26 protein-coding genes, 1 tRNA gene and 1 pseudogene are annotated in these 23,499 nt (G+C 65.9%); 17 read left to right on the plus strand and 11 right to left on the minus strand.

Going from position 1 to position 23,499, the window contains the following annotated elements; all coding sequences use genetic code 11:
* Window positions 1-34 precede the first annotated feature (34 nt).
* The 9 genes from SSO01S_RS09190 to SSO01S_RS09230 all read left to right on the plus strand — a co-directional run bounded on the left by SSO01S_RS09190 (window position 35) and on the right by SSO01S_RS09230 (window position 6,840).
* Window positions 35-1,291 (plus strand): glutamate-5-semialdehyde dehydrogenase, encoded by a 1,257-nt coding sequence (locus SSO01S_RS09190; protein ID WP_066798334.1) that lies wholly within the window; start codon window positions 35-37, stop codon window positions 1,289-1,291.
* A complete protein-coding gene (locus tag SSO01S_RS09195) occupies window positions 1,288-1,914 on the plus strand; it encodes a nicotinate-nucleotide adenylyltransferase (RefSeq protein WP_066798336.1) in 627 nt (208 codons plus the stop codon). Before SSO01S_RS09190 ends, SSO01S_RS09195 begins: the two co-directional genes overlap by 4 nt.
* A gap of 8 nt (window positions 1,915-1,922) precedes the next feature.
* Entirely contained in the window at window positions 1,923-2,306 is a 384-nt protein-coding gene (gene rsfS, locus SSO01S_RS09200) for a ribosome silencing factor (RefSeq protein WP_066798338.1), read from the plus strand.
* A gap of 10 nt (window positions 2,307-2,316) precedes the next feature.
* Window positions 2,317-2,739, plus strand: coding sequence for a 23S rRNA (pseudouridine(1915)-N(3))-methyltransferase RlmH (locus tag SSO01S_RS09205; protein ID WP_066798340.1), 423 nt, complete (start codon window positions 2,317-2,319; stop codon window positions 2,737-2,739).
* Window positions 2,740-2,743: 4 nt separating this feature from the next.
* Window positions 2,744-3,916: a murein hydrolase activator EnvC family protein gene (locus tag SSO01S_RS09210; protein ID WP_245646688.1), complete on the plus strand. Its 1,173-nt coding sequence runs from the start codon at window positions 2,744-2,746 to the stop codon at window positions 3,914-3,916.
* 101 nt (window positions 3,917-4,017) lie between these two features.
* Complete coding sequence (locus tag SSO01S_RS09215) at window positions 4,018-5,349, plus strand: S41 family peptidase (RefSeq protein ID WP_066798342.1); 1,332 nt, start codon at window positions 4,018-4,020, stop codon at window positions 5,347-5,349.
* A gap of 4 nt (window positions 5,350-5,353) precedes the next feature.
* Window positions 5,354-5,836 (plus strand): disulfide bond formation protein B, encoded by a 483-nt coding sequence (locus SSO01S_RS09220; RefSeq protein WP_066798344.1) that lies wholly within the window; start codon window positions 5,354-5,356, stop codon window positions 5,834-5,836.
* Window positions 5,833-6,366: a demethoxyubiquinone hydroxylase family protein gene (locus SSO01S_RS09225; RefSeq protein ID WP_066798346.1), complete on the plus strand. Its 534-nt coding sequence runs from the start codon at window positions 5,833-5,835 to the stop codon at window positions 6,364-6,366. Before SSO01S_RS09220 ends, SSO01S_RS09225 begins: the two co-directional genes overlap by 4 nt.
* A gap of 69 nt (window positions 6,367-6,435) precedes the next feature.
* Window positions 6,436-6,840, plus strand: a complete 405-nt coding sequence (locus tag SSO01S_RS09230; protein ID WP_066798349.1) for a hypothetical protein — start codon at window positions 6,436-6,438, stop codon at window positions 6,838-6,840.
* Window positions 6,841-6,878: 38 nt separating this feature from the next.
* Here SSO01S_RS09230 and SSO01S_RS09235 read toward each other — a convergent pair whose 3' ends face one another.
* Complete coding sequence (locus tag SSO01S_RS09235) at window positions 6,879-8,087, minus strand: glycosyltransferase 87 family protein (RefSeq protein WP_066798351.1); 1,209 nt, start codon at window positions 8,085-8,087, stop codon at window positions 6,879-6,881.
* 72 nt (window positions 8,088-8,159) lie between these two features.
* Here SSO01S_RS09235 and SSO01S_RS09240 point away from each other — a divergent pair, with 72 nt between their 5' ends.
* The 5 genes from SSO01S_RS09240 to SSO01S_RS09260 all read left to right on the plus strand — a co-directional run bounded on the left by SSO01S_RS09240 (window position 8,160) and on the right by SSO01S_RS09260 (window position 13,562).
* Window positions 8,160-9,410, plus strand: a complete 1,251-nt coding sequence (locus SSO01S_RS09240; protein WP_066798352.1) for a putative DNA modification/repair radical SAM protein — start codon at window positions 8,160-8,162, stop codon at window positions 9,408-9,410.
* A 33-nt stretch (window positions 9,411-9,443) separates the two neighbouring features.
* Complete coding sequence (locus SSO01S_RS09245) at window positions 9,444-9,920, plus strand: hemerythrin domain-containing protein (protein WP_066798354.1); 477 nt, start codon at window positions 9,444-9,446, stop codon at window positions 9,918-9,920.
* Window positions 9,921-9,981: 61 nt separating this feature from the next.
* Window positions 9,982-11,169, plus strand: coding sequence for a parallel beta-helix domain-containing protein (locus SSO01S_RS09250; RefSeq protein WP_066798424.1), 1,188 nt, complete (start codon window positions 9,982-9,984; stop codon window positions 11,167-11,169).
* Window positions 11,166-12,173, plus strand: a complete 1,008-nt coding sequence (locus SSO01S_RS09255) for an SO2930 family diheme c-type cytochrome (RefSeq protein ID WP_245646690.1) — start codon at window positions 11,166-11,168, stop codon at window positions 12,171-12,173. Before SSO01S_RS09250 ends, SSO01S_RS09255 begins: the two co-directional genes overlap by 4 nt.
* Window positions 12,174-12,179: 6 nt before the next feature.
* Complete coding sequence (locus SSO01S_RS09260; RefSeq protein ID WP_066798358.1) at window positions 12,180-13,562, plus strand: UdgX family uracil-DNA binding protein; 1,383 nt, start codon at window positions 12,180-12,182, stop codon at window positions 13,560-13,562.
* Between the two features lie 146 nt (window positions 13,563-13,708).
* Here the strand turns inward: SSO01S_RS09260 and SSO01S_RS17225 are convergent.
* From SSO01S_RS17225 to SSO01S_RS09275, 4 genes and pseudogenes are all read right to left on the minus strand, one after another.
* Window positions 13,709-13,813: pseudogene (locus tag SSO01S_RS17225) on the minus strand (NAD(P)-dependent oxidoreductase); the annotation flags it as partial.
* 465 nt (window positions 13,814-14,278) lie between these two features.
* On the minus strand, window positions 14,279-15,301 hold the full coding sequence (locus SSO01S_RS09265; RefSeq protein ID WP_066798360.1) for a GGDEF domain-containing protein: 1,023 nt from the start codon (window positions 15,299-15,301) through the stop codon (window positions 14,279-14,281).
* A 115-nt stretch (window positions 15,302-15,416) separates the two neighbouring features.
* Window positions 15,417-15,965: a peroxiredoxin gene (locus SSO01S_RS09270; RefSeq protein ID WP_066798362.1), complete on the minus strand. Its 549-nt coding sequence runs from the start codon at window positions 15,963-15,965 to the stop codon at window positions 15,417-15,419.
* Between the two features lie 52 nt (window positions 15,966-16,017).
* A complete protein-coding gene (locus tag SSO01S_RS09275) occupies window positions 16,018-17,076 on the minus strand; it encodes a phospholipase A (protein WP_066798425.1) in 1,059 nt (352 codons plus the stop codon).
* Between the two features lie 96 nt (window positions 17,077-17,172).
* Here SSO01S_RS09275 and hisN point away from each other — a divergent pair, with 96 nt between their 5' ends.
* A complete protein-coding gene (hisN, locus tag SSO01S_RS09280) occupies window positions 17,173-17,955 on the plus strand; it encodes a histidinol-phosphatase (RefSeq protein WP_066798363.1) in 783 nt (260 codons plus the stop codon).
* A 25-nt stretch (window positions 17,956-17,980) separates the two neighbouring features.
* On the opposite strand, the gene SSO01S_RS09285 is transcribed toward hisN, so the two are convergent.
* Complete coding sequence (locus SSO01S_RS09285; RefSeq protein ID WP_066798426.1) at window positions 17,981-18,451, minus strand: DUF6456 domain-containing protein; 471 nt, start codon at window positions 18,449-18,451, stop codon at window positions 17,981-17,983.
* Between the two features lie 93 nt (window positions 18,452-18,544).
* Here SSO01S_RS09285 and SSO01S_RS09290 point away from each other — a divergent pair, with 93 nt between their 5' ends.
* Together SSO01S_RS09290 and SSO01S_RS09295 are read left to right on the plus strand one after the other, a co-directional pair.
* A complete protein-coding gene (locus SSO01S_RS09290; protein WP_066798427.1) occupies window positions 18,545-19,108 on the plus strand; it encodes a helix-turn-helix domain-containing protein in 564 nt (187 codons plus the stop codon).
* A gap of 70 nt (window positions 19,109-19,178) precedes the next feature.
* A complete protein-coding gene (locus SSO01S_RS09295; RefSeq protein ID WP_066798364.1) occupies window positions 19,179-19,544 on the plus strand; it encodes a hypothetical protein in 366 nt (121 codons plus the stop codon).
* Between the two features lie 66 nt (window positions 19,545-19,610).
* Here SSO01S_RS09295 and SSO01S_RS09300 read toward each other — a convergent pair.
* The 5 genes from SSO01S_RS09300 to SSO01S_RS09320 form a co-directional block, all read right to left on the minus strand.
* Window positions 19,611-19,686: transfer RNA gene (locus SSO01S_RS09300), tRNA-Val, on the minus strand.
* 44 nt (window positions 19,687-19,730) lie between these two features.
* Complete coding sequence (locus SSO01S_RS09305) at window positions 19,731-20,654, minus strand: winged helix DNA-binding protein (protein WP_066798365.1); 924 nt, start codon at window positions 20,652-20,654, stop codon at window positions 19,731-19,733.
* 117 nt (window positions 20,655-20,771) lie between these two features.
* Window positions 20,772-21,704, minus strand: coding sequence for a hypothetical protein (locus SSO01S_RS09310; RefSeq protein WP_066798368.1), 933 nt, complete (start codon window positions 21,702-21,704; stop codon window positions 20,772-20,774).
* 26 nt (window positions 21,705-21,730) lie between these two features.
* Window positions 21,731-23,191, minus strand: a complete 1,461-nt coding sequence (locus tag SSO01S_RS09315; RefSeq protein WP_066798372.1) for an NAD(P)(+) transhydrogenase (Re/Si-specific) subunit beta — start codon at window positions 23,189-23,191, stop codon at window positions 21,731-21,733.
* Between the two features lies 1 nt (window position 23,192).
* Window positions 23,193-23,486 carry an NAD(P) transhydrogenase subunit alpha part 2 gene (locus tag SSO01S_RS09320; RefSeq protein WP_066798374.1) on the minus strand — a complete coding sequence of 98 codons (294 nt, stop codon included), beginning with the start codon at window positions 23,484-23,486 and terminating at the stop codon, window positions 23,193-23,195.
* Between the last annotated feature and the right edge of the window lie 13 nt (window positions 23,487-23,499).

Below are 23,499 nucleotides of genomic sequence, written 5' to 3' on the forward strand. Positions count from 1 at the left end.
ATCAGCTTCGTTTCGCGCGTGCTAGCGGGGCGGAATGGCTGAGAATGTGCCCCAGATGATCGCCCGGATGGGCAGCAATGCCCGGAGCGCCGCCGCGCAGCTCGCGGGCATGTCGAGCGCGGCGAAGCGCAATGCTTTGCTTGCCGCGGCACAGGCGATCCGGGCCGATAGCGCGGCGATTGTTGCGGCCAACGCGCGCGATATGGCCGCCGCCGAGGCAAATGGCCTGTCCGGCGCGCTGCTTGATCGGCTCCGGCTCGATGCCGCGCGCGTCGAGGCCATGGCGGCGGGCGTCGAGGCGGTGGCGAAGCTGGCGGACCCGGTGGGCGACGTGATCGAGCGCACCGAGCGGCCCAACGGGCTGGTGCTCAGCCGCGTTCGCGTGCCCATCGGCGTGATCGGCATCATCTATGAAAGTCGCCCCAACGTGACCGCCGATGCGGGCGCGCTCGCGGCGATGTCTGGCAATGCGGCGATCCTGCGCGGCGGATCGGAAGCGGTGCACAGCAACCGCGCGATCCACACCGCGCTTGCCCGCGGGCTCGAAGCGGGCGGCATGCCGGCCGATGCGGTCCAGCTCGTTCCCACCACCGATCGTGCCGCGGTCGGCGCGATGCTGACGGCCGAGGGACTGATCGACATGGTGGTGCCGCGCGGGGGCAAGAGCCTGGTCGCGCGCGTGCAGAGCGAGGCGCGGGTGCCCGTGCTCGCGCATCTCGACGGAATCAACCACAGCTATATCGATGGCGCCGCCGAGCCCGGCATGGCGCGCGATCTGGCGCTCAACGCCAAGATGCGCCGCACCGGCATTTGCGGCGCGACCGAGACGCTGCTGATCGACCGCGCCTTTGCCGATCCCGCCCCCGTGCTGGCGGCGCTGGCCGATGCGGGCTGCGAGCTGCGCGGCGATGCGGAGGTGCAGGCGATCGAGCCGCGCACCCGTCCGCTCGAAGATGGCGACTGGGACACCGAATATCTCGACGCGATCCTTTCGGTGAAGCTGGTCGACGGGGTCGAGGAGGCGATGGCGCATATCGCCGCGCACGCCTCGCACCATACCGACGCGATCATCACCGAGGATGCGGGTGTGGCCGAGCGTTTCCTCGCGGGCGTGGATAGCGCGATCGTGATGTGGAACGCCTCGACGCAATTTGCCGATGGTGGCGAGTTCGGGCTGGGCGCCGAGATCGGCATCTCCACCGGGCGGCTGCATGCGCGCGGCCCGGTCGCGCTGGAGGGGCTGACGACGTATAAATGGGTGGTGCGCGGAACCGGCCAGGCGCGGCCTTGAAGCGGGTCGGCCTGCTCGGCGGTTCGTTCAACCCGGCGCACAAGGGGCATCGCGCGATCTCGCTCCATGCCCTGCGCGCGCTCGATCTGGATGAAGTGTGGTGGCTGGTGTCGCCGGGCAATCCGCTCAAGCCGGTAGAGGGCATGGCGCCGCTCGCCGCGCGGCTCGCCTCGGCGCGCAGGATGGCCCGGCATGCGCCGATCCGCCCGACCGAGATCGAGACCCGGCTCAAGACGCGCTACACCATCGACACGCTTACGAAGCTGCCGCGCCTGTTTCCCAAACATCGCTTCATCTGGCTGATGGGGGCGGACAATCTCGGCCAGTTTCATGCGTGGCGCGATTGGCGCGGGATCGCGCGTCAGGTTCCGATTGCGGTAATCGCCCGTCCGGGATATGATCGGCAGGCCCGCGCAAGTCCTGCGATGGGTTGGCTGCGGCGCGCTGTGCGGCCCGCAGGCCAGGCAAAGAATTGGACGCGTTGGAGATTGCCGGCCCTCGTGCTGCTGCGCTTTCGCCCCGATCCGACTTCGGCGACGAGCCTTCGGGCCGCCGACCCTGCCTGGCATCGGCGTTTTTCGTCGTCTCCATCAAGCAATCGCGCAGCTATCGTTCACCCTTAGGAGGCCCCTTGGCCACATCGCCCAATGTAACGCGTGCTTCCGGCTCCGAAGGAGTCGAGGCGCTGCACAAGCTTATCCTGGCGTCACTCGACGATGATCAGGCGGTCGAGACCGTCTCGATCCCGCTCGCGGGCAAGAGCAGCATCGCCGATTACATGGTAGTATCGTCGGGCCGCTCGACGCGGCAGGTCGCGTCCATGGCGAACAAGCTCGCCGAGAAGATCAAGGCCGAAAGCGGCCGCAGCCCGCGCGTCGAGGGTCTGCAGACCGCCGATTGGGTGCTGATCGACGCGGGTGACGTGATCATCCATCTGTTCCGCCCCGAAGTGCGCAGCTTCTACAATCTCGAGCGGATGTGGTCGTTCGGCGAAGCGCCGACCGCCAACGCCTGAGCGGCTCCGCGTGCTGCTCCATATCGTAGCGCGCGGGAAGATCGGCCGCAGCCCGGAGGCGGAGCTGGTGACGCGGTATCTGAAGCGCGTCACCTGGCCGACCAGGATCACCGAGCTTCCCGATACGGGCGGCAAGATGCCCGATCTCGCTCCGGGCACGCGGCTGGTCATGCTCGATGAGCTGGGCGAGAACCTGCCTTCGCGCGTGCTGGCCGAGCGGCTGGGGGCGTGGCGCGACGAAGGGGTGCGCGAAGCGCGCTTCCTGATCGGTGCGGCGGACGGGTTCGACGACGCCGAGCGCGAGAAGGCGGACCTGCTCCTTTCGTTCGGGCGGGCCACCTGGCCGCACATGCTGGCGCGCGCGATGCTGGCCGAACAATTGTGGCGCGCCGCGTCGATCCTTGCCAACCACCCCTATCACCGCGAAGGATAAGCGCGTGTTCCGCGCCGCCACCCTCTCGCTCAGCATGCTGGCGATCCTCGCGACGGGCAGCTTCGCCGCTGCGCAGATCCCCAGCCTGGAAGAGCAGCAGTCGCGCCTGCGCAGCGCCAATAACCAGTCGCGCGAAGCGCTGGCCCGCAGCCGAGCACTCGAGCAGGCCGCCGCCGCCGAGCGCGACCAGGCCGCCCAGGCGCGCGCGCAGGAAGCTGCCGCCGCCGAGCGAATCAAGGCCGCCGAGGCGGATATCGCCGCCGCTGCCGCGCGCATCGGCATCGTCGATCGCCAGCTCGCCGATCAGCGCACCCGCGTCGCCGAGCGCCAGGGTCCGATCCTCCGGCTGATCGCCGCGCTGCAATCCATGGCGCGCCGGCCCCCGGTGCTCGGACTCGTCCAGCCGGGATCGACCGAGGATATGGTCCATGTCCGCGCGGTTCTGGGCACGGCAATGCCGGTGGTCGAGGCGCGGACCGCCGATGTTCGCGCCGAGCTTGGCCGCATCCGCGCGCTTCGCGCCGAAGCCACCGCCGCAGTCGCAAGCCTCAAGCAGGCGCGCAACCGGATCGAGGCCGAACGCGTCGCGCTGGTGAAGCTCGAAGCCGAGCATCGCGCGCGTTCGCGCGAGCTCGATCGCGGCGCGCTGATCGAATCGGATCGCGCGCTCGCGCTGGGCGAGCAGGCTCGCGACCTTGTCGACCAGATGGAATCCGCGGGGCAGGCCGCCGAGCTGCAGGGCGATCTTGCCGCGCTGCCCGGGCCGCTGCCGCGCACCGGCGATCCCGCCCCGCCGAAGCGCAGCGCAGGCGGCGCGCCCTATCGCCTGCCGGTTGCCGGCCAGGTCGTGACCGGCATGGGCGAATTGTCGTCCACCGGCGTTCGCGCTCGCGGCATCACCATGGCCTGTGCGCCCGGCGCGGCGGCGGTCGCGCCTGCGGGTGGCCGGATCATCTACGCCGCCCCCTTCCGCGCATATGGCGGGGTGGTGATCGTCGATCATGGCAATGGCTGGACCTCGCTGATCACCGGCCTGGGCGCGGTATCGGTCAAGGTGGGCGATCAGGTGGCGCAAGGCGCACCGATCGGCCAGGCGCCCACAGGCGACGCCCCGCGCCTCACCATCGAGCTGCGCCGGCGCGGCCAGCCGATGGACCTGGCGCAATTGCTCGACTGACACGCCGTGCAAATGCCGTTATCCTGCCCTACATCACTGCTGCGCCAGCCTGGCCGCCGGCTCGTTATCCTGGGCGGTTCGTTATTGTGAAGGTCGTTCCCATGCTTCGTCCCCTTCTCCAGGTCACCGCCGCCGTCAGTGCGCTTGCGCTCATTCCCGTCGCTTCGGGGGCGATGGCGCAGGTCGATACGGCCAGCTACCGCCAGCTCGACATGTTCATGGAGGTCTTCAATCGCGTGAAGGCCAATTATGTCGAGAAGGTCGATGACGCGACGCTGGTGAAGGGTGCGATCCAGGGCATGCTCGCCGCGCTCGATCCGCACAGCTCGTTCGCCGACGGGCTCGATTTCGACAATCTGAAGATCCAGACCGAGGGCAATTATGGCGGCCTGGGGCTCACGGTTACGCAGGAAAATGGCGCGGTAAAGGTCATCGCGCCGACCGAGGACACGCCCGCGCACCGCGCCGGCATCAAATCGGGCGATTACATCACCCATCTCGACGGCAAGTTCATCGTCGGCGGCAGCCTGGACGAAGCGATCGAGCAGATGCGCGGCAAGCCGGGCACCAATATCACGCTCACCGTGGTCCGCCCGGGGGCTGAAAAGCCGCTCCAGTTCACCCTTACGCGCGAGATCATCGTGCAGCGTCCGGTGAAGTGGGAGGTCAAGGACGGCGTCGGCATCATCAACATCAACACCTTCACCGCGCAGACCGGTGCTGACACGATCAAGGCGATCCAGGAGATCGACAAGAAGCTCGGGCGCAAGCCGCTCGGCTATATCGTCGATCTGCGCGAGAATGGCGGCGGGCTGTTGAGCGAGGCGATTGCGGTCGCCGACGTGTTCCTGAGCCATGGCGAGATCGTCTCGCAGCGCGGCCGCGAGAAATCGGATATCGAGCGCTATTATGCCGAAAGCATGGTTCCGGGCGATCTCGCCCGCGGCTTGCCGGTGGTGGTGCTCGTCGATTCGGGCACGGCCTCGGCATCGGAAATCGTCGCCGGGGCGATCCAGGATCATCATCGCGGGCTGGTGATGGGCGTGCGCAGCTTCGGCAAGGGCTCGGTCCAGTCGATCCTGCCGATGGGCGATCGTGCGGCGCTGCGCCTCACCACCGCGCGCTATTATACGCCGTCGGGCCATTCGGTGCAGGAAGGCGGAATCCGTCCCGATCTGGTCGTGCCGCAGATTTCGGACAAGGATTACAAGGAGCGCCCGGTGATCCGCGAAGCCGATCTGCGCCGCCACCTGATCAACAACGACAAGGTCGACGATAACGTGCTTGAAGAAGATACCGCCACCGATCCGCGCTTCTCGGCGACGCCGGAGCAGCTGAAGAAGCAGGGGATCGAGGATTTCCAGCTTCATTATGCGCTCCAGACGATCGGGCGCCTCGGCACCAAGCCGCAGGTCGCGGCGAAGAATCGCTGATCGCATGCGCACCGACGGACTTCGCACCGCGCAGCTGATCGCGCTCTTCCTGCCGCTGGCGCTGATCGCCGGCGCGCTCGGCTCGCAATTCTTCGGCGGCCTGGTGCCGTGCGAAATGTGCCATTGGCAGCGCTGGCCGCATTATGCCGCGATCATCGTCGCGGCGGTTTCGTTCGCGGTTCCCTATGGGCCGACGCGGATGCTGTTCATCCTGTTCGCCGCGGTGCTGATCGCGCTTTCGGGCGGGATCGGGGTGTTCCATGCCGGCGTCGAATATCATTGGTGGCCCGGCATCACGCCTTGCTCCACCACGGTCGCGGGGGGCGATCCGATGAAGATCCTGATGGAGCAGATCGGCAAGCCGCTGGTCCGCTGCGATGCCGCGCAATGGGAATTGTTCGGGATCAGCCTGGCCGGCTTCAATGCGATCATTTCGCTTTCCGGCGCGGTGGCGATCTTCGCTCTGGCCGTCCGCCGCGCGCGATGAGCTGGAAGCCCGGCGACGCGCGCGAGCGCATGCATTCCATGGTCCGCGTGGATCAGGCGGGCGAATATGGCGCGACGCGCATCTATGCCGGGCAATTGGCGGTGATGGGCGATCGGATACCGGCGGCGCGCACGATTGCGGGCATGGCCGCGCAGGAAGAGCGCCACCGTGCCTTTTTCGACAAGATGGTCGCCGATCGCGGCGTGCGCCCGACGGCGCTTCAGCCTTTCTGGAATGTCGCCGGCTTCGCGCTTGGCGCGGTGACGGCGGCGCTCGGCCCCCATGCGGCGATGGCATGCACCGCTGCGGTAGAGACCGAGATCGACCTGCATTATCGCCAGCAGCTCAATGAATTGGGTGACAGCGATCCGGAGCTGCGCGACGCGGTGGCGCAGTTTCGCGAGGAGGAGCTGGAGCATCTCGATACCGCGATCCAGTCGGGCGCGGAGAACCTTCCGGCCTATCCTTTGTTATCCGGAATGATACGCCTGGGGTGTCGCGCGGCGATTGCGCTGTCGAAACGAATCTGACACGTCTGGGATCTGACAGGTGAGGTTAAGCCAGAAGCCGGTACAAGGCGCCGGAACAGGAGCAGGCAGATGCTGAAGAAAATCGCGATCCTGGCCGCATTGGCCGCCGCTCCGGCGCTGGTGCCGAATGCGCAGGCGCAGAACGCGCCCACCAACGGCGTCCTGCTCATCTACGGCGACGACAAATGCCCGACCAACAATGATGGCGAGGAGATCGTGGTCTGCCAGCGCCTCGACGAGGCCGAGCGCTTCCGCATTCCCAAGACGCTGCGAGAACAGGCGGGCCGCCCGCAGGCGAATGAAAGCTGGGCCGTACGCTCGCAGGGCGCGCTCGACGCCGGCCAGTTCGGCACCGGGAGCTGCACTGCGGTGGGCGCGGGCGGCGGCACCGGCTGCTTTGTCCAGCAGGCGACTGCGGCGAAGAAGGAAGCCAAGGCGCGCAAGGAAGCCGAGCAGAATCTGCCGCTGCCCTGATCGCTGCATTGCCCTCCCGATAAGGGGAGGGCGCGGGTTCAGTGCTGCGGGGGCCGGGTCACCCATTCCGGCGGATCGCGGCGCACTGCATCGACGATCAGCCAAAGCATGGCTGCGGCGCGAATGACCGACGCGCAGGCGACGTCGGCAAATTGCGCCGATGGGTGTGCGCCTTCCATCCCCGCCAGATACCAGAATTCGGCGAAATAGGCGGCCACATCACCGAGCAGGAATAGGGCCACCGGCCAGAGGCGGGGCGCGGTGAGCAGCAGCATCGGATACAGCCACAGATCGAATTGCGGCGAATAGACCTTGTTGGTCAGCATGAACCAGGCGAGCACCGGGGTGAACAGCACCCAGAGATGGTCGCGATGCCGCCGCCAGCCGAGCCCCGTGATCGCCGCCGCGCCGAGGGCGAACAGGATTGCGGCGTAGCGGTTCTGGTCCTCTGCCCAGGTGAACAGCCAGCCCATATTGACCAATATGTTCCACGTGCCCGCGGCCGTGCCGCCGCGTTCCTCCGAGAATCGGTAGAACTCGCTCCAATTCTCATAGGCGAACCAGGCGACCGGCAGGTTGACCAAGGCCCATGCGCCGATCGCGGCCGCTGACAGCATTGCCGCGCGGATCAGCCGCTGGCCCCAATCGCGATTGCGCTCGAACAGCGCGCTCAGTCCGATCAGCGGCAGCATCAGCACCGGCCACAGCTTCGCGGCGGTGCCCAGCCCCGCCATCGCCGCCGCCTGCACCAGCCGGTTGCGCCGCGCGAGCAGCATCGCGGCGACCGCGAACGTCACCGCCACCATGTCCCAATTATGCCCGACATAGAGGATCAATGGCGGGGCCAGCGCCCACATCCATAGCCGGCGACTGTCCATGCCGGCGCTGATGAACAGCCGCAGCACCAGCATTGCGAGCAGCGCGTTGACGATCGTCGCGATGGCCAGGAAGTGCGTCGCATTGGCATGCTTGCCGAACAACAGGCGCGCCGCGCCGCCCTCTGCCCAGATCGCTGCGCCGGTGAGCACCGGATATTCCATGCGCGCCTGGAAATAGGGGATCCTGCCCTTGTCCACTTCGCGCGCGGTCCAGAAGGGGATCGCGTCGCTATAGCAACCGGTGGTGTATTGCTCGCCATTGGTCCAGCCGCCGGAGGTGCAATGGCCCTTGAACAGCCAACCCAGGCTGCAGGTCAGCGCCAGCGCCAGGAACAGCAGTCGCACGCGCCGGTCCGCAATCAGCCGCATTCACGCATCCCTTCGCCATGGCTTTCCCACAAGCGGCTGGACTCTGCAATATCAAGAACATAGTATGAACAAATGGCACAATTGGACCTGCGCGCGAAGCTGGCGATCCTGGCGGACGCCGCCAAATATGATGCGTCCTGCGCATCTTCGGGCACCGCGAAGCGCAAGTCCGCGCCGGGCGGCAAAGGGCTGGGATCGACCGAGGGCATGGGCATTTGCCATGCCTATGCGCCCGATGGCCGGTGCATCTCGCTGCTCAAGATCCTGCTGACCAACAGCTGCGTGTTCGATTGCCATTATTGCATCAATCGCAAGAGCTCGAACGTCCGCCGCGCGCGCTTCACGCCTGAGGAAATCGTCGACCTCACGCTCAATTTCTACAAGCGCAATTATATCGAGGGGCTGTTCCTCTCCTCGGGCATCATCGCGACGCCCGATTACACGATGGAGCAGATCGTCCGCGTGGCGCGGCTGCTGCGCGAGGAGCACGACTTTCGCGGCTATATCCATCTGAAGACGATCCCCGATGCCGATCCCGAGCTGGTGCATCAGGCGGGTCTTTATGCCGATCGCGTGTCGATCAATGTCGAGCTGCCCACCGTCGCGGGGCTCACGCGGCTGGCGCCCGAAAAGTCCGCGCCCCGGATCGAAGGCGCGATGCGCGACGTGAAAAGCTCGATCGAGGATCTGCGCGACGCGAAGAAGCGGTTCAAATCCGCGCCGCGCTTCGCGCCCGCGGGCCAGTCGACCCAGATGATCGTCGGCGCCGACGCCGCCACCGACGGCGACATCATCCGGCGCGCCGCGGGGCTGTATGGCAGCTTCGGGCTGCGCCGCGTCTATTATTCCGCGTTCAGCCCGATCCCCGATGCCAGCGCGGTGCTGCCACTCCAGCGCCCGCCCTTGATGCGCGAGCATCGGCTGTACCAGTCGGACTGGCTGATGCGCTTTTACGAGTATCAACCGGGCGAAGTCGCGCAGGCGACGGACCCCGCCACCGGCATGCTGCCGCTCGATATCGATCCCAAGCTCGCCTGGGCGCTCAGGTTTCGCGAGCGTTTTCCCGTCGATGTGAACCGCGCATCGCGGGAGGCGCTGCTGCGGGTGCCGGGGCTGGGGGTGAAGGCGGTCGATGCGATCCTCGCCACGCGGCGCTGGCGGCGGTTGCGGCTGGCCGATGTGGCGCGGCTGACGGTCTCGATCGCAAAGGTGCGGCCGTTCCTGATCGCGGAGGACTGGCGACCGGTGGCGCTCGCCGAAAAGGCGGATTTGCGATCGCTGGTCGCGCCCAGGCGCGAGCAACTGGAGCTATTCGCCGCCTGAACGGTTGGTGGTCCCGCAACGAAGGGAGATACCATGGCCGACGCGCGCATTTTTCAGGATTTGAAGGCCGATCACGATCGCCACCGCGCGATGCTGAAGGAGCTTGCCGCAGCCAATTACGCCGATCGCGCAGAATTGTTCGAAGCTTTGCGGATCGAGATCAGCGCCCATGCCGCCGCCGAGGAGGAATCGCTCTACGCGACGATGCTGGCCAATCCCGATCTGCGCGACGAGGCGCGCCATTCGGTTTCCGAGCATAAGGAGATCGACGATTTCTTCGGCGAACTGGCGGAGCTCGATCCGAAGAGCGCCGAATGGACCGCGAAGTTCAAGGAAATGCGCCACCGCTACGAGCATCATATCGACGAGGAGGAGGAAGAGATGTTTCCCTCGGCGGCGGAGAAGCTCTCCGGCGAGGAGGAACAGCGCCTCGCCAAGATATTCGAGCGCCGCAAGCCCAGGGAATTGGAGCGCGCCGAGGAGGAAGAGCCGGGCGATACCCGCGAATAACTGACAGGACTGTCAATTCGTCTCCGCTCGGCTAGACTGGCCGAAAATGCAGGAGAGAATGATGCTTCGGAACGCCTTGTTCGCCGCAGTGCTGATCGCCGCCCCCGCGAGCGCGAGGGATATCGTGGTCGCGGCTGGCCCCAATGCGCAGGAGCGCCTGCAGACCGCGTTGATCGAGGCTGAGCCCGGCGATGTGATCCGCATCGGCGCGGGACGCTTCGAGCTGACCGACGGACTCAGCCTCGACGTCAACCGCGTCACGGTGCGCGGCGCGGGCGCGGACAAGACGGTGCTCAGCTTCAAGGGGCAATTGGGCGCGGGCGAGGGGCTGCTCGTCACCTCGGACGATGTCGTCCTGCGGGATTTCGCGGTGGAGGACACCAAAGGCGACGGCATCAAGTCAAAGGGCGCGGACCGGATCGTCTATAAGAATGTCCGCGTCGAATGGACCGGCGGGCCAAAGGAAAGCAACGGCGCGTACGGCGTCTATCCGGTCTCCAGCACGCATGTCCTGGTCGATGGCGTCACCGTGAAGGGCGCGTCGGACGCCGGCATCTATGTCGGCCAGTCCGAGCAGATCATCGTCCGCAATTCGTTCGTCAGCCAGAATGTCGCGGGGATCGAGATCGAGAATAGCCGCCATGCCGACGTCTATGGCAACATCGCAACGCACAATACCGGCGGCATATTGGTGTTCGACATGCCCAGCCTGCCCAAGATGGGGGGCGGCGACGTGCGCGTGTTCAAGAATCGCTCGGTCGATAATGATACGCCCAATTTCGCGCCCAAGGGCAATATCGTCGCCAGCGTGCCCACCGGCACGGGCGTGCTGATCATGGCCAACGATAATGTCCATGTCTTCGACAATGATCTGTCGGGCAATGGCACCAGCAACGTGATGCTCGTCGCCTATCGCGAGAAGCATGAGGATCCCAAATTCGATCCGCTTCCCAGCAATATCGTGATCTCGGGCAATCGCCACGGTCGCGCGGGCTTCGCGCCGCAATTGCCCGGGGGCGATCAGCTTGCGGCAGCCTTTGGCGGCAGCATCCCGCCGATCCTGTGGGACGGGATCGGCGATCCCGCGACGCTGCACGTCGATGACAAGGCGCCGGTGCTCAGCATGGGCCTGAAGCCGGGCGCGCCGGTCGAGAGCGCCCAGCCTGCGCCGACCGAGCTGAAGGGCAAGGCGGCGGCCCAGCCAGCCGCGATCGTGCTTCCTGCATCGATGGAGGCCGCCGCCAAGTGAAGGCGCTGCTCGCTGCGGCCTTGCTTCTGGGCGCCGCGCTGCTCGGCCGCCCGGCTGGCGTGAACGATGCCGCGATCGTTGCGGACGGCTATCCCGCGCGCCTTTCGGACTATGGCTTCTTCGCCGATCTGGCGAAGCGGACGCCCAATGCGCGCGTCACCGGCTATGATCTGGAGACGCCGCTCTTCTCCGATTATGCCGGGAAGGAGCGCTATCTCTATCTGCCTGCGGGCGCGAAGGCCGGATATCAGAGCGACGCGCCGCTCGATCTTCCGGTCGGCGCGGCGCTGATCAAGACCTTTGGCTATCAGCAGGACGGCGCGTTCAAGCCGTTGGAGACGCGCCTGCTGCTTCACCGCGCGAGCGGCTGGGTCGCGATCCCCTATGTCTGGAACGCCGACGGCACCGATGCCGATCTCAAGCGCGCAGGCACCCGCATTCCCGTCACCTTCACCGATCCTTCGGGCGAGCGCCGCAGCATCAGCTATGCTGTGCCCAACCAGAACCAGTGCAAGGATTGCCATGCGCTGGAAGGCAGAATCACGCCGATCGGCACCAAGGCGCGCTATCTGAACCATCGCGGCCAGCTCGAAGGCCTGCTTGCCGCCGGCATGCTCGATCGCCTGCCCAGGGACGCACCGCGCATCGCCCGCTGGGATGACGGCACGGCCCCGCTCGACGAGCGCGCCCGCGCCTATCTCGAGATCAACTGCGCGCATTGCCACAATCCGGCGGGTGCGGCGTCGAATTCGGGATTGTTCCTCGACTGGCGGCAACCCAATCCGATCGCGCGTGGCCTCTACAAGCGCCCGGTAGCGGCGGGGCGCGGTTCGGGCGGGCACGATTTCGCGATTCAGCCGGGAAGCGCGCAGGAGTCGATCCTGATCTACCGCATGGAATCGACCGATCCCGGCGTGGCGATGCCCGAGCTTGGCCGCGCAACGGTGCATAAGGAAGGCGTCGCGATGCTGCGCGAATGGATCGATACGCTTCCCGCGCGTTGAGACGCGATGCGCGTCATAGCTTTATCGGCGGAGGATGATTTCGAAGGGTGGCGCGATGCCGCCCGGGCGCTTGCCTCCGCGCGCGTGCCGCCGTCCGAAATCGTGTGGCAAATGGGGGAGCATCCCGCCGATCTGTTCGGCGACGAAGCGGTGCTCGAACCCGCGACGCCCGCCGCCCTGCGCGTGCCGCGCGCCTTTCTCGATCTTGCGCAGAGCGTGATCCTGCACAGCGATCCGCAGCGCTTTGCCTTGCTCTACACCTTGCTCGCAGGGCTTATCGAAGCGCCGAAGCGCATCGAGGATCGGGCCGATCCGCTGGTCCGCCGGCTGGAGGAGATGGCGAAGCAGGTGCGCCGTGACATTCACAAGATGCGCGCATTTGTCCGCTTTCGCGAGATCGCCGATGATGCCGGGCCGCGCTTCGTCGCCTGGTTCGAGCCCGAGCATCATATCGTGCGGGCCAATGCGCGCTTCTTCATGGATCGCTTCGCCAATATGCGCTGGTCGATCCTGACGCCCGAGCTTTCGATCCATTGGGATGGCGAGACGCTCTCCGAAGCGCCGGGTGCGAGCCGCGCCGATGCGCCGTCCGGCGATGCGATAGAGGATGTGTGGAAGACCTATTACGCCTCCACCTTCAATCCCGCGCGGCTGAAGACCAACGCGATGCTGAAGGAGATGCCGCGCAGATATTGGAAGAACATGCCCGAAACCGCGTTGATCGGCGAGCTGGTGGCGGGTGCGCGCCAGCGGGAGATCGCGATGGTGCAGACGGCACGGGAAAGCCTGGGCGGCAATATCGCGGGCGCGTGGGAAAGGTTGCGCGACGAGGCGATGGGGTGCACCCGCTGCCACCTCTACAAGCATGCGGCGCAGACCGTGTTCGGCGAAGGCCCGGTCGATGCCCGCATGATGTTCGTCGGCGAGCAGCCGGGGGATCAGGAGGATCTGTCCGGGCAGCCCTTTGTCGGCCCGGCAGGCCAGATGTTCGACCGCGCCATGGCCGATGCCGGGATCGATCGCGCGGCCGTGTACGTCACCAACGCGGTCAAGCATTTCAAGTTCGAGCAAAGGGGCAAGCGCCGCATCCATGCCAGGCCCGATGCGGGCGAGATCAGCGCCTGCCGCTGGTGGTATGCGCAGGAGCGGCTGTTGCTGCGCCCCGAAATGACCGTGGCGCTGGGCGCGACGGCGGCGCGCCAGATTCTGGGCAAGACCGTGACGATCAGCGCGATGCGGGGCCGGGCGATCGATCTGCCCGAAGGAGGGGTGGGTTGGGTCACCATCCATCCCAGCTTCCTGCTGCGCCTGCCCGACAAGGCGCGTGCCGAGGAGGAATATGCGCTTTTCGTCGAGGATCTGAAGGGTGCGGCCAGGGCCGGCAAATAGCCGAATGTTCCCAATGTTCGCAGTGCTGATGGCCTGTTGAACCGACTATCTGAAGGGGCGGAAGCAATGTCGTCCGCTCTTTGACAGCACCGGATGTCGCGCCAGCGAGTGCGTCTTGGTGTCAACTTTGTGTAACCTTTGGCGGTTCAGCCGTTGACGATGGTCCCGCCATTCGGGTGCAGCACCTGCCCCGACATATAGCTCGAATCCTCGCAGGCGAGGAACAGGAAGGCGGGGGAGACTTTGTTTGGGTGTCTTTGGATCATGTCGATCCTGCCGGTGCCGCTCACGGCGCAGGGTCAGCCGAGTACGGCTGAACCCTGCATGCTGCCGGCGATGATCGCTGCGATGCCCGCAGAGGCGATCATGCCGGTCATGAAGCTGCGAACCATGCTGTCCTCCTGTGTCCGGGGCATCACGCGAAGGGCGCGATGACGCCGGAGAAGAGCACGAGGCTGGCGGTCATGATTACCGCGCCAAACACGGCGGCGGTCTGCTGGAACGAGTCGAGACGAGCGCTCATTTTCTTACTCCCTGGTTCGGCCTGCCGGACCATCCGGCGGCTGATGCAGGAAGCTTTGCAGAGAGCGTGCCAATTCACTAAGTCATTGAATTTACGTCGACGACGTAATTAAATTTCGCGATGTTGGTGTTTTCCACGCCTTGAATTGGGGATTTTCACCATTTAAAAGCGAACACTCAGTGTCCGATTCCGGTCAATCCCAACGCAGGCAGTTTCGGCCGGCGGTCTTCGCCGCATATAAAAGCTGGTCGGCGCGCTGGAACAGGCTGTGGAACCGGTCTTCGGGCTTGGCCAGCGTGACGCCGGCGGAGAAGGTCACCTCGCCCAGCGGGGCATCGTCCTCGCGCAGGCGATAATGCTTGGTCGCGACGGTCGCGCGCGCGGTGTCGAGCATCAGGCGCGCATTTTCCAGCGTGGTCCCTGAGAAGAGAATGGCGAACTCCTCGCCGCCATAGCGCGCGACAAGATGCCCCTTGCACTTGGCCGAGAGCGCCTGCGCGATGGCCTTGAGCACGCGGTCGCCCACGGCGTGGCCGAACCGGTCGTTGACCGACTTGAAATGATCCACGTCGCACACCGCCAGGCACAGGCTCTCGCCCGTCGCGGCCTGCGCAGCATAGGCTTCCTCGAAGGCGCGGCGATTGGGCAGGTCGGTCAGTGGGTCGCGCCGCGCATTGTCGCGCGCTTCCTCAAGCTTCTTGCGCAGCTCGCTTGCTTCGCGCGTTGCCGAATCCAGGCGCGCCTCGGCGGTCTGGACGCGCTCGACCATCGCGGCGGTGATTCGTGCGATCTCGGTGATGTCGCCGCCGCCGGACGAGCGCTGCATCGCCTCGGCGCTTGCGGCCAGGTCCCGGCCAAAGCCCTGGGTCTCGGCGCGGATCGCCGTCACCATGTCTTCGAAACCCTCGACCTGCATCTGGGTCTGGGCGACCAGCCCGTCCGCCTTTTGCGCCGCTGCCTTCGCATTGGGCGCCGGCTTGTGCTCGCACCCCAGCGATTCGATGTCGCGGCGGGTCAGCCTGACCCCGCCATCGGTGAGCGCGGATACCGCGCGCGCCAACGGGCCATTGGGATCGACGAACAAATGATAGGCAAAGGCATAATTGGCTGGATCGGGATCCAGCCGCTGCTCGATCAGGAAAGTTCCGATTCGCGCATACAGACGCCGCGCGGGGTCTTCCCCGCCTGCTCCTCGTATGGCGCTCGCCCCGGCCATGCTTCGCTGATCCCCGCTGCTGGGCCGCTCCCGGATGGACGCGGCGTCTCCTGGGGATGTCGTAAGCGCCGTTTGCTAACATCCGGTGAGCAAAGATTTCCGAGAAGTGAATATGTCAGCGGCGGGGATGCGCCTTGCGATATTTCTGCACCTCGGCGAGCGTCATCCGGATGTGCGCGGCCGGATTATTGTCGGTGTGGGCGAACAGAATCCTGCCCGTGGGCGCGATGACGAAACTGGTGCGGCTGGTGATCGTCGTGGGCGTACCGTCAGGCTTTCTGAGCAGGACGTCATAGCCCTTGATCACTGCGGGCGTGGCGGCGGCGACGGCGAACTTGCCCGCGCAATGCATGCTCGAGAATTTCTCGAGCTGGTCGACATTGCCGGCGGTCATACCGATCACGGTCGCGCCCTCCTTGGTGAAGTCGGACAGCGCCTCGGCAAAGGCGTTGGCTTCGGCGTTGCAGCCCGCCGTGAAGGCTGCCGGGAAGAAATAGAGGACGACCGGGCCCTTTTTGAGCGCCGCCTTCAGGCTCACCGAGATCGGCTTGCCCGCCACTGCCCCCGCAGCGGTAAAATCGGGCGCTTTCTTGCCCGGTGCCAATGCGGCGGTCGCCGGCACCGAGAGCGAAAGTGCGAGGGCGGCGAACAGAAACGGGCGCATGGCGGCTCTCCTGAAATGTCTTAGTTATGCTAGGGCAAGGCGGCGTTCATGTCTAACGGGTGAGTGCAATGCCGATGCGCGCACGGCTCGCGTTGCGGCGATAATCGTCGAGCGCCTCGCCATGGCCGGTAAATGCCTGGCCAAAGATGTAGAAGCCCATCCCTCCGCCGATCCGGGTGAGCGGATAGGAGACAAATAGTTCGCCGGCCCCCTTGCCGGTCTCGAAGTTCCCGCGCGCGGTCAGCGCGACCTTGAGCCCGTCCTTCTGGCCGATCGCGGCGGTGAGCGCGGTGTAGCCAAAGGTGTCGCGCAATCCCGGAGCGGCGCTTTTCGCTCCGGTGTAGAACCACGCCATCGGCGCCACATCGAGTCGCCAGTCGCCGCCCAGATCGAACGACTTTTCGGCGCGCGCGAAGATGCGATTCACATCGATCGAGCCGGGCACGCCGCGCCCGTTTGAATCATGGCGATAGCCGATTGCGATCTTGCTCGTCTCGTCCAGTGGAATGTCGGCATAGACTTCGGGGCTGTAGTTGGTGGCGCGAAACGGCCCCGACGGCCGGTCGAGTGCCCAGAACATCGTCTGGGTATAGGCAAAGCGCAGGTTGCCCAGCCGTAGCGGTGCATCCTCCTCGAACGGGCGAAATGCGAAACTGACTTGCAGCTTGCCGCCCGCATCACCCGTCCCGAACGCTGCATAGATCGGTTCATGCGCCTCGAACCGATCCGTGAACGCAGCGGAACTGCCCGTCGAACTCTGCACCACGGTTTCGCCGGGCGGTATCCGGGCGGCGGGGTGCGCTTCACCTGGCGGCACCGCCCTTCCCGCGACCTGTACCGGTACGTAGCGGGCCTTCGCGAAGCCGCCGGGTGCCACGGTATGCGCGGGCCCCGGCGCACGCTCCAGAATCAGCCGCGTGCCATCGGCTGCGGTGACTTCGAGCTCGCGCGGGCCGCTGTCGCTGACCGGCGCATCGCCTTCGTTGACGAGGAATACCTCCACGCCGCGCAAGGCTTCGGTCTCGGACCCGGGCTGGGCAGGGACGGCGCGGATCTGCGCGGCGGCGGGGCTGGCGGCGAGCAGGCCGAGAGCGATAAGGAGCAGGCGCATGGTCGCGCTGGGTGCCAGCACGCTTGCCGCTTGGCGAGTCAAAACGCGCGAAGCCCGGCTCTTGCCGGTGCTGTCTGCCGACCCTAGGCAAGGGTCATGCCCATCTCCCGAACCGATATCGCCCTTGCCGAACGACTGGCAGACGCAGCGGGGGCTGCGATCCGCCCCTATTTTCGCGCCGAGCATGGGCTGGAGGCGAAGGACGACCTCTCGCCGGTGACACTCGCGGATCGCGCTGCCGAGGAGGCGATGCGCAAGCTGATCATCGCCGAGGCTCCCGCTGACGGGATCGTGGGCGAGGAGTTCGGCGTACGCGAAGGCACGAGCAAGCGCCAATGGGTGCTCGATCCTATCGATGGCACGCGCGCCTTCATCGCAGGCCGCCCGACCTTCGGCACGCTGATCGCGCTGATCGAGGATGGCTGGCCGATGCTCGGGATTATCGATCAGCCGATTATTGGCGAACGCTGGCTGGGCGTCGCCGGGCGGACCACCTTGTTCAACGGCCAGCCCGCCGCCACGCGCCGCTGCCGCGACCTCAAGGACGCCATCCTTGGCACTACATCGCCTGCGTTGTTCGCGGATGACGAGCTCCACGCCTTCGAGCATCTCGATGCGGCGGTGATGAGCGTCGTGCTGGGTGGCGACTGCTATAATTATGGCTGCGTCGCCAGCGGCTGGATGGACATTGTCGTCGAGGCGAACCTCAAGCTCCATGACTTTGCGGCGCTGGTTCCGATCGTTGAAGGCGCGGGCGGGCGGATGTGCGACTGGCAGGGCGATCCGCTCCACGCAGGCAGCGTCGGCCAGGTGATCGCCGCCGGGGATCCGGCGCGGATCGACGATATTCTGGAAGCGCTCGCCTGCCGGGGCCATTGACGGCCCCGGACAGGCAGGCCCCGAACTATTTCGCCAGACCATAATGGCTGGCGACGCGGTCGAGCGCGAGGCACAGCACAAGCTTCCCGGCGCGGCTGGGCCAGCCCAGCGCCTTCTCTGCAGCCACTATGCCGTCGCCCGCGCAGATCACGCGCCACAGGATATCGGCGAGCCCTGGCCCCGCCGCATCGATCGCCGCATCGAAGCGGCGTTTCGCCGAGATTTGGGCGAGGGTGGGATCGAGCCTGCCCGGCGCCCCCTGGCGCGGTGCGCGCGGCGCGGCATCCCAGCGCATCGTGACGCGCGGGCCCAGAGCGGCGGTTTCATAATCGGTGCGTAGCCTTTCGCCCGCCTCGAACTGGCGCGCATCGACGAGCCCGCGTGACCGTAGCCAGCCGAGGGGGGACTCGGCGAGGTTCACGGTAACCGTGCGCCCCCTGCCTGCCCGTGGCGCAAGGCGTCCGTGATCGATCTCCCGTTCGGCCAATTCGCGCATGTTGATCGCCTTCTTCCGTTGAGCGCGATTCGCTTGCCACGACGGCACATTTGTAGGAAAGCAAAAAACCAAACAGGTTAGATGGAGTGGGCGATGATCACGGCGATTCGCGAAGTCCGTCGGGCGAAGGGGCTTACGCTCGACGATGTGGCGCAGCGTTGCGTGCCGCCCACGACCGCGCAGACGATCGGGCGGCTGGAGATGGGAACGCGCACCGTGTCGGTGGGCTGGCTGAATCGGATCGCCGCCGCGCTGCAAGTCGATGCCGCCGATCTGGTGCGCCTGCCCGACCGTCCCGAAATTCCGGTCGCCGCAGTGCTGGACGGCAATGGCGCGCAGGCTCCGCGCCGGGAGGCGACCGTGGTTCCGCCGCGCGGTGAGCCTGGGCTGATCGCGGTCACGGTCAGCGGCGGAACGGGGGATTACCGCGCGGGCGACGAGATCTGGTGCGCAACGCTGGCACCCGATGCATATTATCATGCGCTCAATCGCGACGTGCTGGTGCCGCGCCCGGCGGGGCGCTTCATGTTCGGCCGGCTGATCGGGCGCGAGGAGGGCAAGCTCCATCTGTTGCCGCTCGGTGCGGGCGCGCGGCAGCAGGTTATTGCCGATCCGGCATGGATTGCGCGCGCGGTTCGCCTGGTGCGACCGCTATGACAGGACTTGCCCAACGGTGCGGATAGGCGCAGATTCGGTCCAGCCGAATAGGCACGCAGGGGAGAATGCGATGATGAAGCTGGCCATAGCAGCGGCCGCGATACTGGCGGCGACGCCGGCGCTGGCGGATGACTGGGATTTCGTGCTGATCAATGGCAGCGGAAAGACCATCAAGACGATCGAGATCGCGGCTACGGGGACGACGACCTGGCAGGCGAACAAGGTCGATCCGGAGTTCAAGAAGGAAGATTCCACCGTCAAGAACGGCGCCCGGACGACCGTGCATTTCGACAAGGGTCCGGGATGCAAATATGACGTGAAGCTCAACTTCACCGACGATAGCTCGGCAACCCTCACCGGCGTGAACGTCTGCGACAATTCCTTCGTCACGGCGAAGCTGAACGCGGCGGGCGTCGCGAGCTTCACCTCTAACTGAAATGGTCTGCCCGCCGCGGGAAATCCCCGCAGCGCTGTGCCGCGAAAGCGACGTCCACCCGGGTCATGGTGGGCGCTGACGGGCTCGAACCGCCGACCCTCTCGGTGTAAACGAGATGCTCTACCAACTGAGCTAAGCGCCCTTGCGCGGGGGCGATGCCAAACCCTGCGCTCCGGGGCAAGGCTTTTACGCCAAAGCGAGCCCGGCGCGCTTGGCGGCGGCGACATAGGATCGCATGCCTTCCAGCCCCTTGGCGCTTAGCGCGATATAGGCGCGGCGGCGGTCGCTGGGGTCTGCCTGGCGCTCGAACAGGCCGTTTTCGTGCATTGTGCCGATCCAGCGCAGCGCCGTGGTGGGGGGCACGGCCGCAGCGATGCACAGGCTCGATACCGATACCCGGCGCTTCTCCAGCGTTGCGGCGAACAGGTCGAGCAGCATGTCCCACGCGGGATCGGCGAACAGGTCGGCGGGAAAGAACTGTCCGCGCAACCGCCGCGACCGGATCAGCGCGCGGATCTCGGCGGCACTGGTTTCACCCGTCGCGTACTCGTCTGCCGGGCCGCGATAGCTGTTCCCCGGATCCCGCACCGACCCTTGCGGCTCGCCCCTGGTAAGCCGCGCAAGCGTATCGGCAATACGCGCGACTTCCTCGTTCAGCCGCTGCAGCCGAATCGATTCAGGTTCCCGCGTGACGTCGTGCAGCGCTGCCCCTTGCCATCTCCGCGCCCGCGCCAGTGCGATGGCGGCAACCCGCTCGGAGAGGCTGGGTTCGCACAACAGCTGGCTATGGGGTCCGAACAGATGCGCGGCGAGATCGAGCTGATCCGGCGCCATTGCGACCAAAATGGACATATGTTCGTCGCGGGCCATCGCGTCCGCTCGGGCGAGCACGATATCGAGCTGGTCCGGGGAAGCCGACGCCGTTTCGATCAGGATCAGATCAAGCGCGCCCCCGCCGATATGTGGGGTGGCATGCGCGAAATCGGTGTGCGTGCGCAGCCTTACGCCTGAAAGCGCAAGCGCTTCCGCTGCATCGCTGGCCGCACCCTCTGCGATCAGCAAGGCATTGGTATCGGCCGCATATGCATCGGCCTGCTCGATCTTCAGCATCGCCCCACCGCCCCCGGTTCGTCTTTCGTTCCGAAGCTGACGCATCGCTGCGGAACGGCTGAGTCCGTTTGCCTCCGTTATGGAGGTGATTTGGCGATAGCCGAGCGGGAGGGTTAATTATATCTCCGCTTCGGACCAGTCCTGTGCCGGATCCGCATCCTCACCCCGGTCGATCAGCAACTCGCGGGTCGCGCTGGCGATAACGCCGGGGCCGAGCACCAGTCCCGCAGCGGCGATCAGCGAGCCGATAAGTGTCTGTGCGAGCCGCTCCAGGATCGACATTTCCTGCTGACGCTGGGTGAATTCCAGCGCAGCCAGTTCCATCGCCGCGGGATCGCCACGTGCAGCCCACATCGCTGCCCAATAATCGCCCATGAGCACCCAGCTTATCGCGATGCCCAGCGCGACGAGGAACAGCATGACGATCAGATAGGACGTGAACAGCTTCCAGAATCGCCCGCGCCCCAGCTCCCACGCCGCGTCAACACTGAAGCTGCCGCGATAAAGGGTGAGCGGGAACATCAGCGACAGGCGAACCGCCAGCCAGAGCGTCGCGCAGAAATAGGCGACGAACAGGAGGACCATCACCAACCCGCTGACCATGCCATCCCCAGCCACCATGACGAGGAACGAGCCGAGGAACATCAGCAGCAATTGCGTGAGGAACATGCCGACGAACGCGACGACGGCGGAGATCATCACCAGGGCGGCGATGCGCAATTCGTCCGTGCCTAGGCGGAGCGAGGCGAAGCCGCGTTGTTCGGGGCGGAGGACCGTGCGGAATACAGCGTTCATAAGCACGACGCCCAGGATGAACATCGCGACATAGGCGATCGCGAAGGCCAGCCAGAAACCGGCGGCAGGGACTTCGTCGGTCTGCAAATAGGCGGCCGCACCCGGACCCTCGAGCGAGCCGGTCAGCCAATAGGTGAGGCCAATGCCGACGGCGAGCGAGGCCAGCAGATTCACCGCCGTCCAAACCACCACCGCGTCGGGGCGCTCGCGAAACAGGCGGAACGCGCCGCCAACGATCGAACCCACGCTTGCCATGGCCGGCCTTCCCCCTGTTTCGCGCCTTAATCGAGCGACTTGACGACCTCCTCGACCATCTTCTTCGCATCGGCGAGCAGCATCATCGTGTTGTCGGCGTAGAAGACGTCGTTGTCCACGCCGGCATAGCCCACTCCGCCCATCGAGCGCTTGATGAAAAGGACCGTTTTGGCCTTGCCCACATCGAACACGGGCATGCCGTAGATTGGCGAGGATTTGTCGGTCTTGGCGGCGGGATTGACCACGTCATTGGCGCCGATGATGAACGCCACGTCGGTCTGCGCGAACTCGCTGTTGATGTCCTCAAGCTCGAAGACCTCGTCATAGGGCACGTTTGCCTCGGCGAGCAGCACGTTCATGTGCCCGGGCATGCGCCCGGCGACCGGATGGATGGCGTATTTCACGCGCACGCCATGCTCCTTGAGCTTGTCAGCCATCTCGCGAAGCACATGCTGCGCCTGCGCGACCGCCATGCCGTAGCCCGGCACGATGATGACCTGCTCGGCCTGGCTCATCAGGAACGCGGCGTCCTCAGCCGAGCCGCGCTTCCATGGGCGCTGCTCCTTCGCCTCGCCCGACCCCCCCCCCGTGTCGCCGCCGAAGCCGCCGGCGATCACGCTGATGAAGCTGCGGTTCATCGCGCGGCACATGATGTAGCTGAGGATCGCGCCCGACGAGCCGACCAGCGCACCGGTGATGATCATCGCGCTATTGTGGAGCGTGAAACCCATCGCCGCCGCGGCCCAGCCCGAATAGCTGTTGAGCATCGAGACGACGACCGGCATGTCCGCGCCGCCGATCGGCACGATCAGCAGGAAGCCGATGACAAAGCTGAGCGCCGTCACCGTCCAGAAGATCCAGGGCGACTGATCCTGGGTGAAATAGGCGATCAGCCCGAGGATGCCGGCGAGGACCGCGAGGTTGATGACGTGGCGGCCCGGCAGCAGGATGGGCTTGCCGCCCATATTGCCGTTGAGCTTGAGGAACGCGATCACCGAGCCGGAGAAGGTGATCGCGCCGATCGCGACGCCGAGGCCCATCTCGACTCGGCTGACCGGCAGGATCGCGCCGGCCGCGTCGACGATGCCGAACGCGGCGGGATTGAGGAAGGCGGCGGCCGCGACGAGCACCGCTGCCAAGCCGACCAGCGAGTGAAAGGCGGCGACGAGCTGTGGCATCGCGGTCATCGCGATCTTGCGCGCGGTGACCACGCCGATGACTGCCCCGATGGCGATGGCGGCGAGGATCTGGGCGATAGTCACGATATCGGGGATGTCGCTGATGTAATCGCTAGGGTCCGGGTCAATCCCCATTGGAATATGCGTCAGCAGCGTCGTCACTACGGCGATGGTCATGCCGATCATCCCGAAGCGGTTGCCGCGCTGGCTGCTGGTGGGGGAAGAAAGCCCGCGAAGCGCGAGGATGAAGCAGACGCCTGCGATCAGATAGGCGAGCGACGCCCAGGGGTTTGCTGCGACATGCTCCATCTCAGCGCGCCTTCTTCTTGTACATCGCCAGCATGCGCGCGGTCACCGCGAAGCCGCCGAAGATGTTGACGCTGGCCAGCACCACCGCGAGCAGCCCGAGCCATTTGGAGACCGTGCCGCCATTGCCGATGCCCGCCGCCGCCGCCGCGATCAGCGCGCCGACGATGATGACCGAGGAGATGGCGTTGGTCACGGCCATCAGTGGCGTGTGCAAAGCGGGCGTGACCGACCAGACCACATAATAGCCGACGAAACACGCCAGCACGAAGATCGACAGGATCGATATGAAGTCCATGATTTACGCGCCC

The organism is Sphingomonas soli NBRC 100801 (genome assembly GCF_001591025.1).
Classification (GTDB): domain Bacteria; phylum Pseudomonadota; class Alphaproteobacteria; order Sphingomonadales; family Sphingomonadaceae; genus Sphingomonas; species Sphingomonas soli.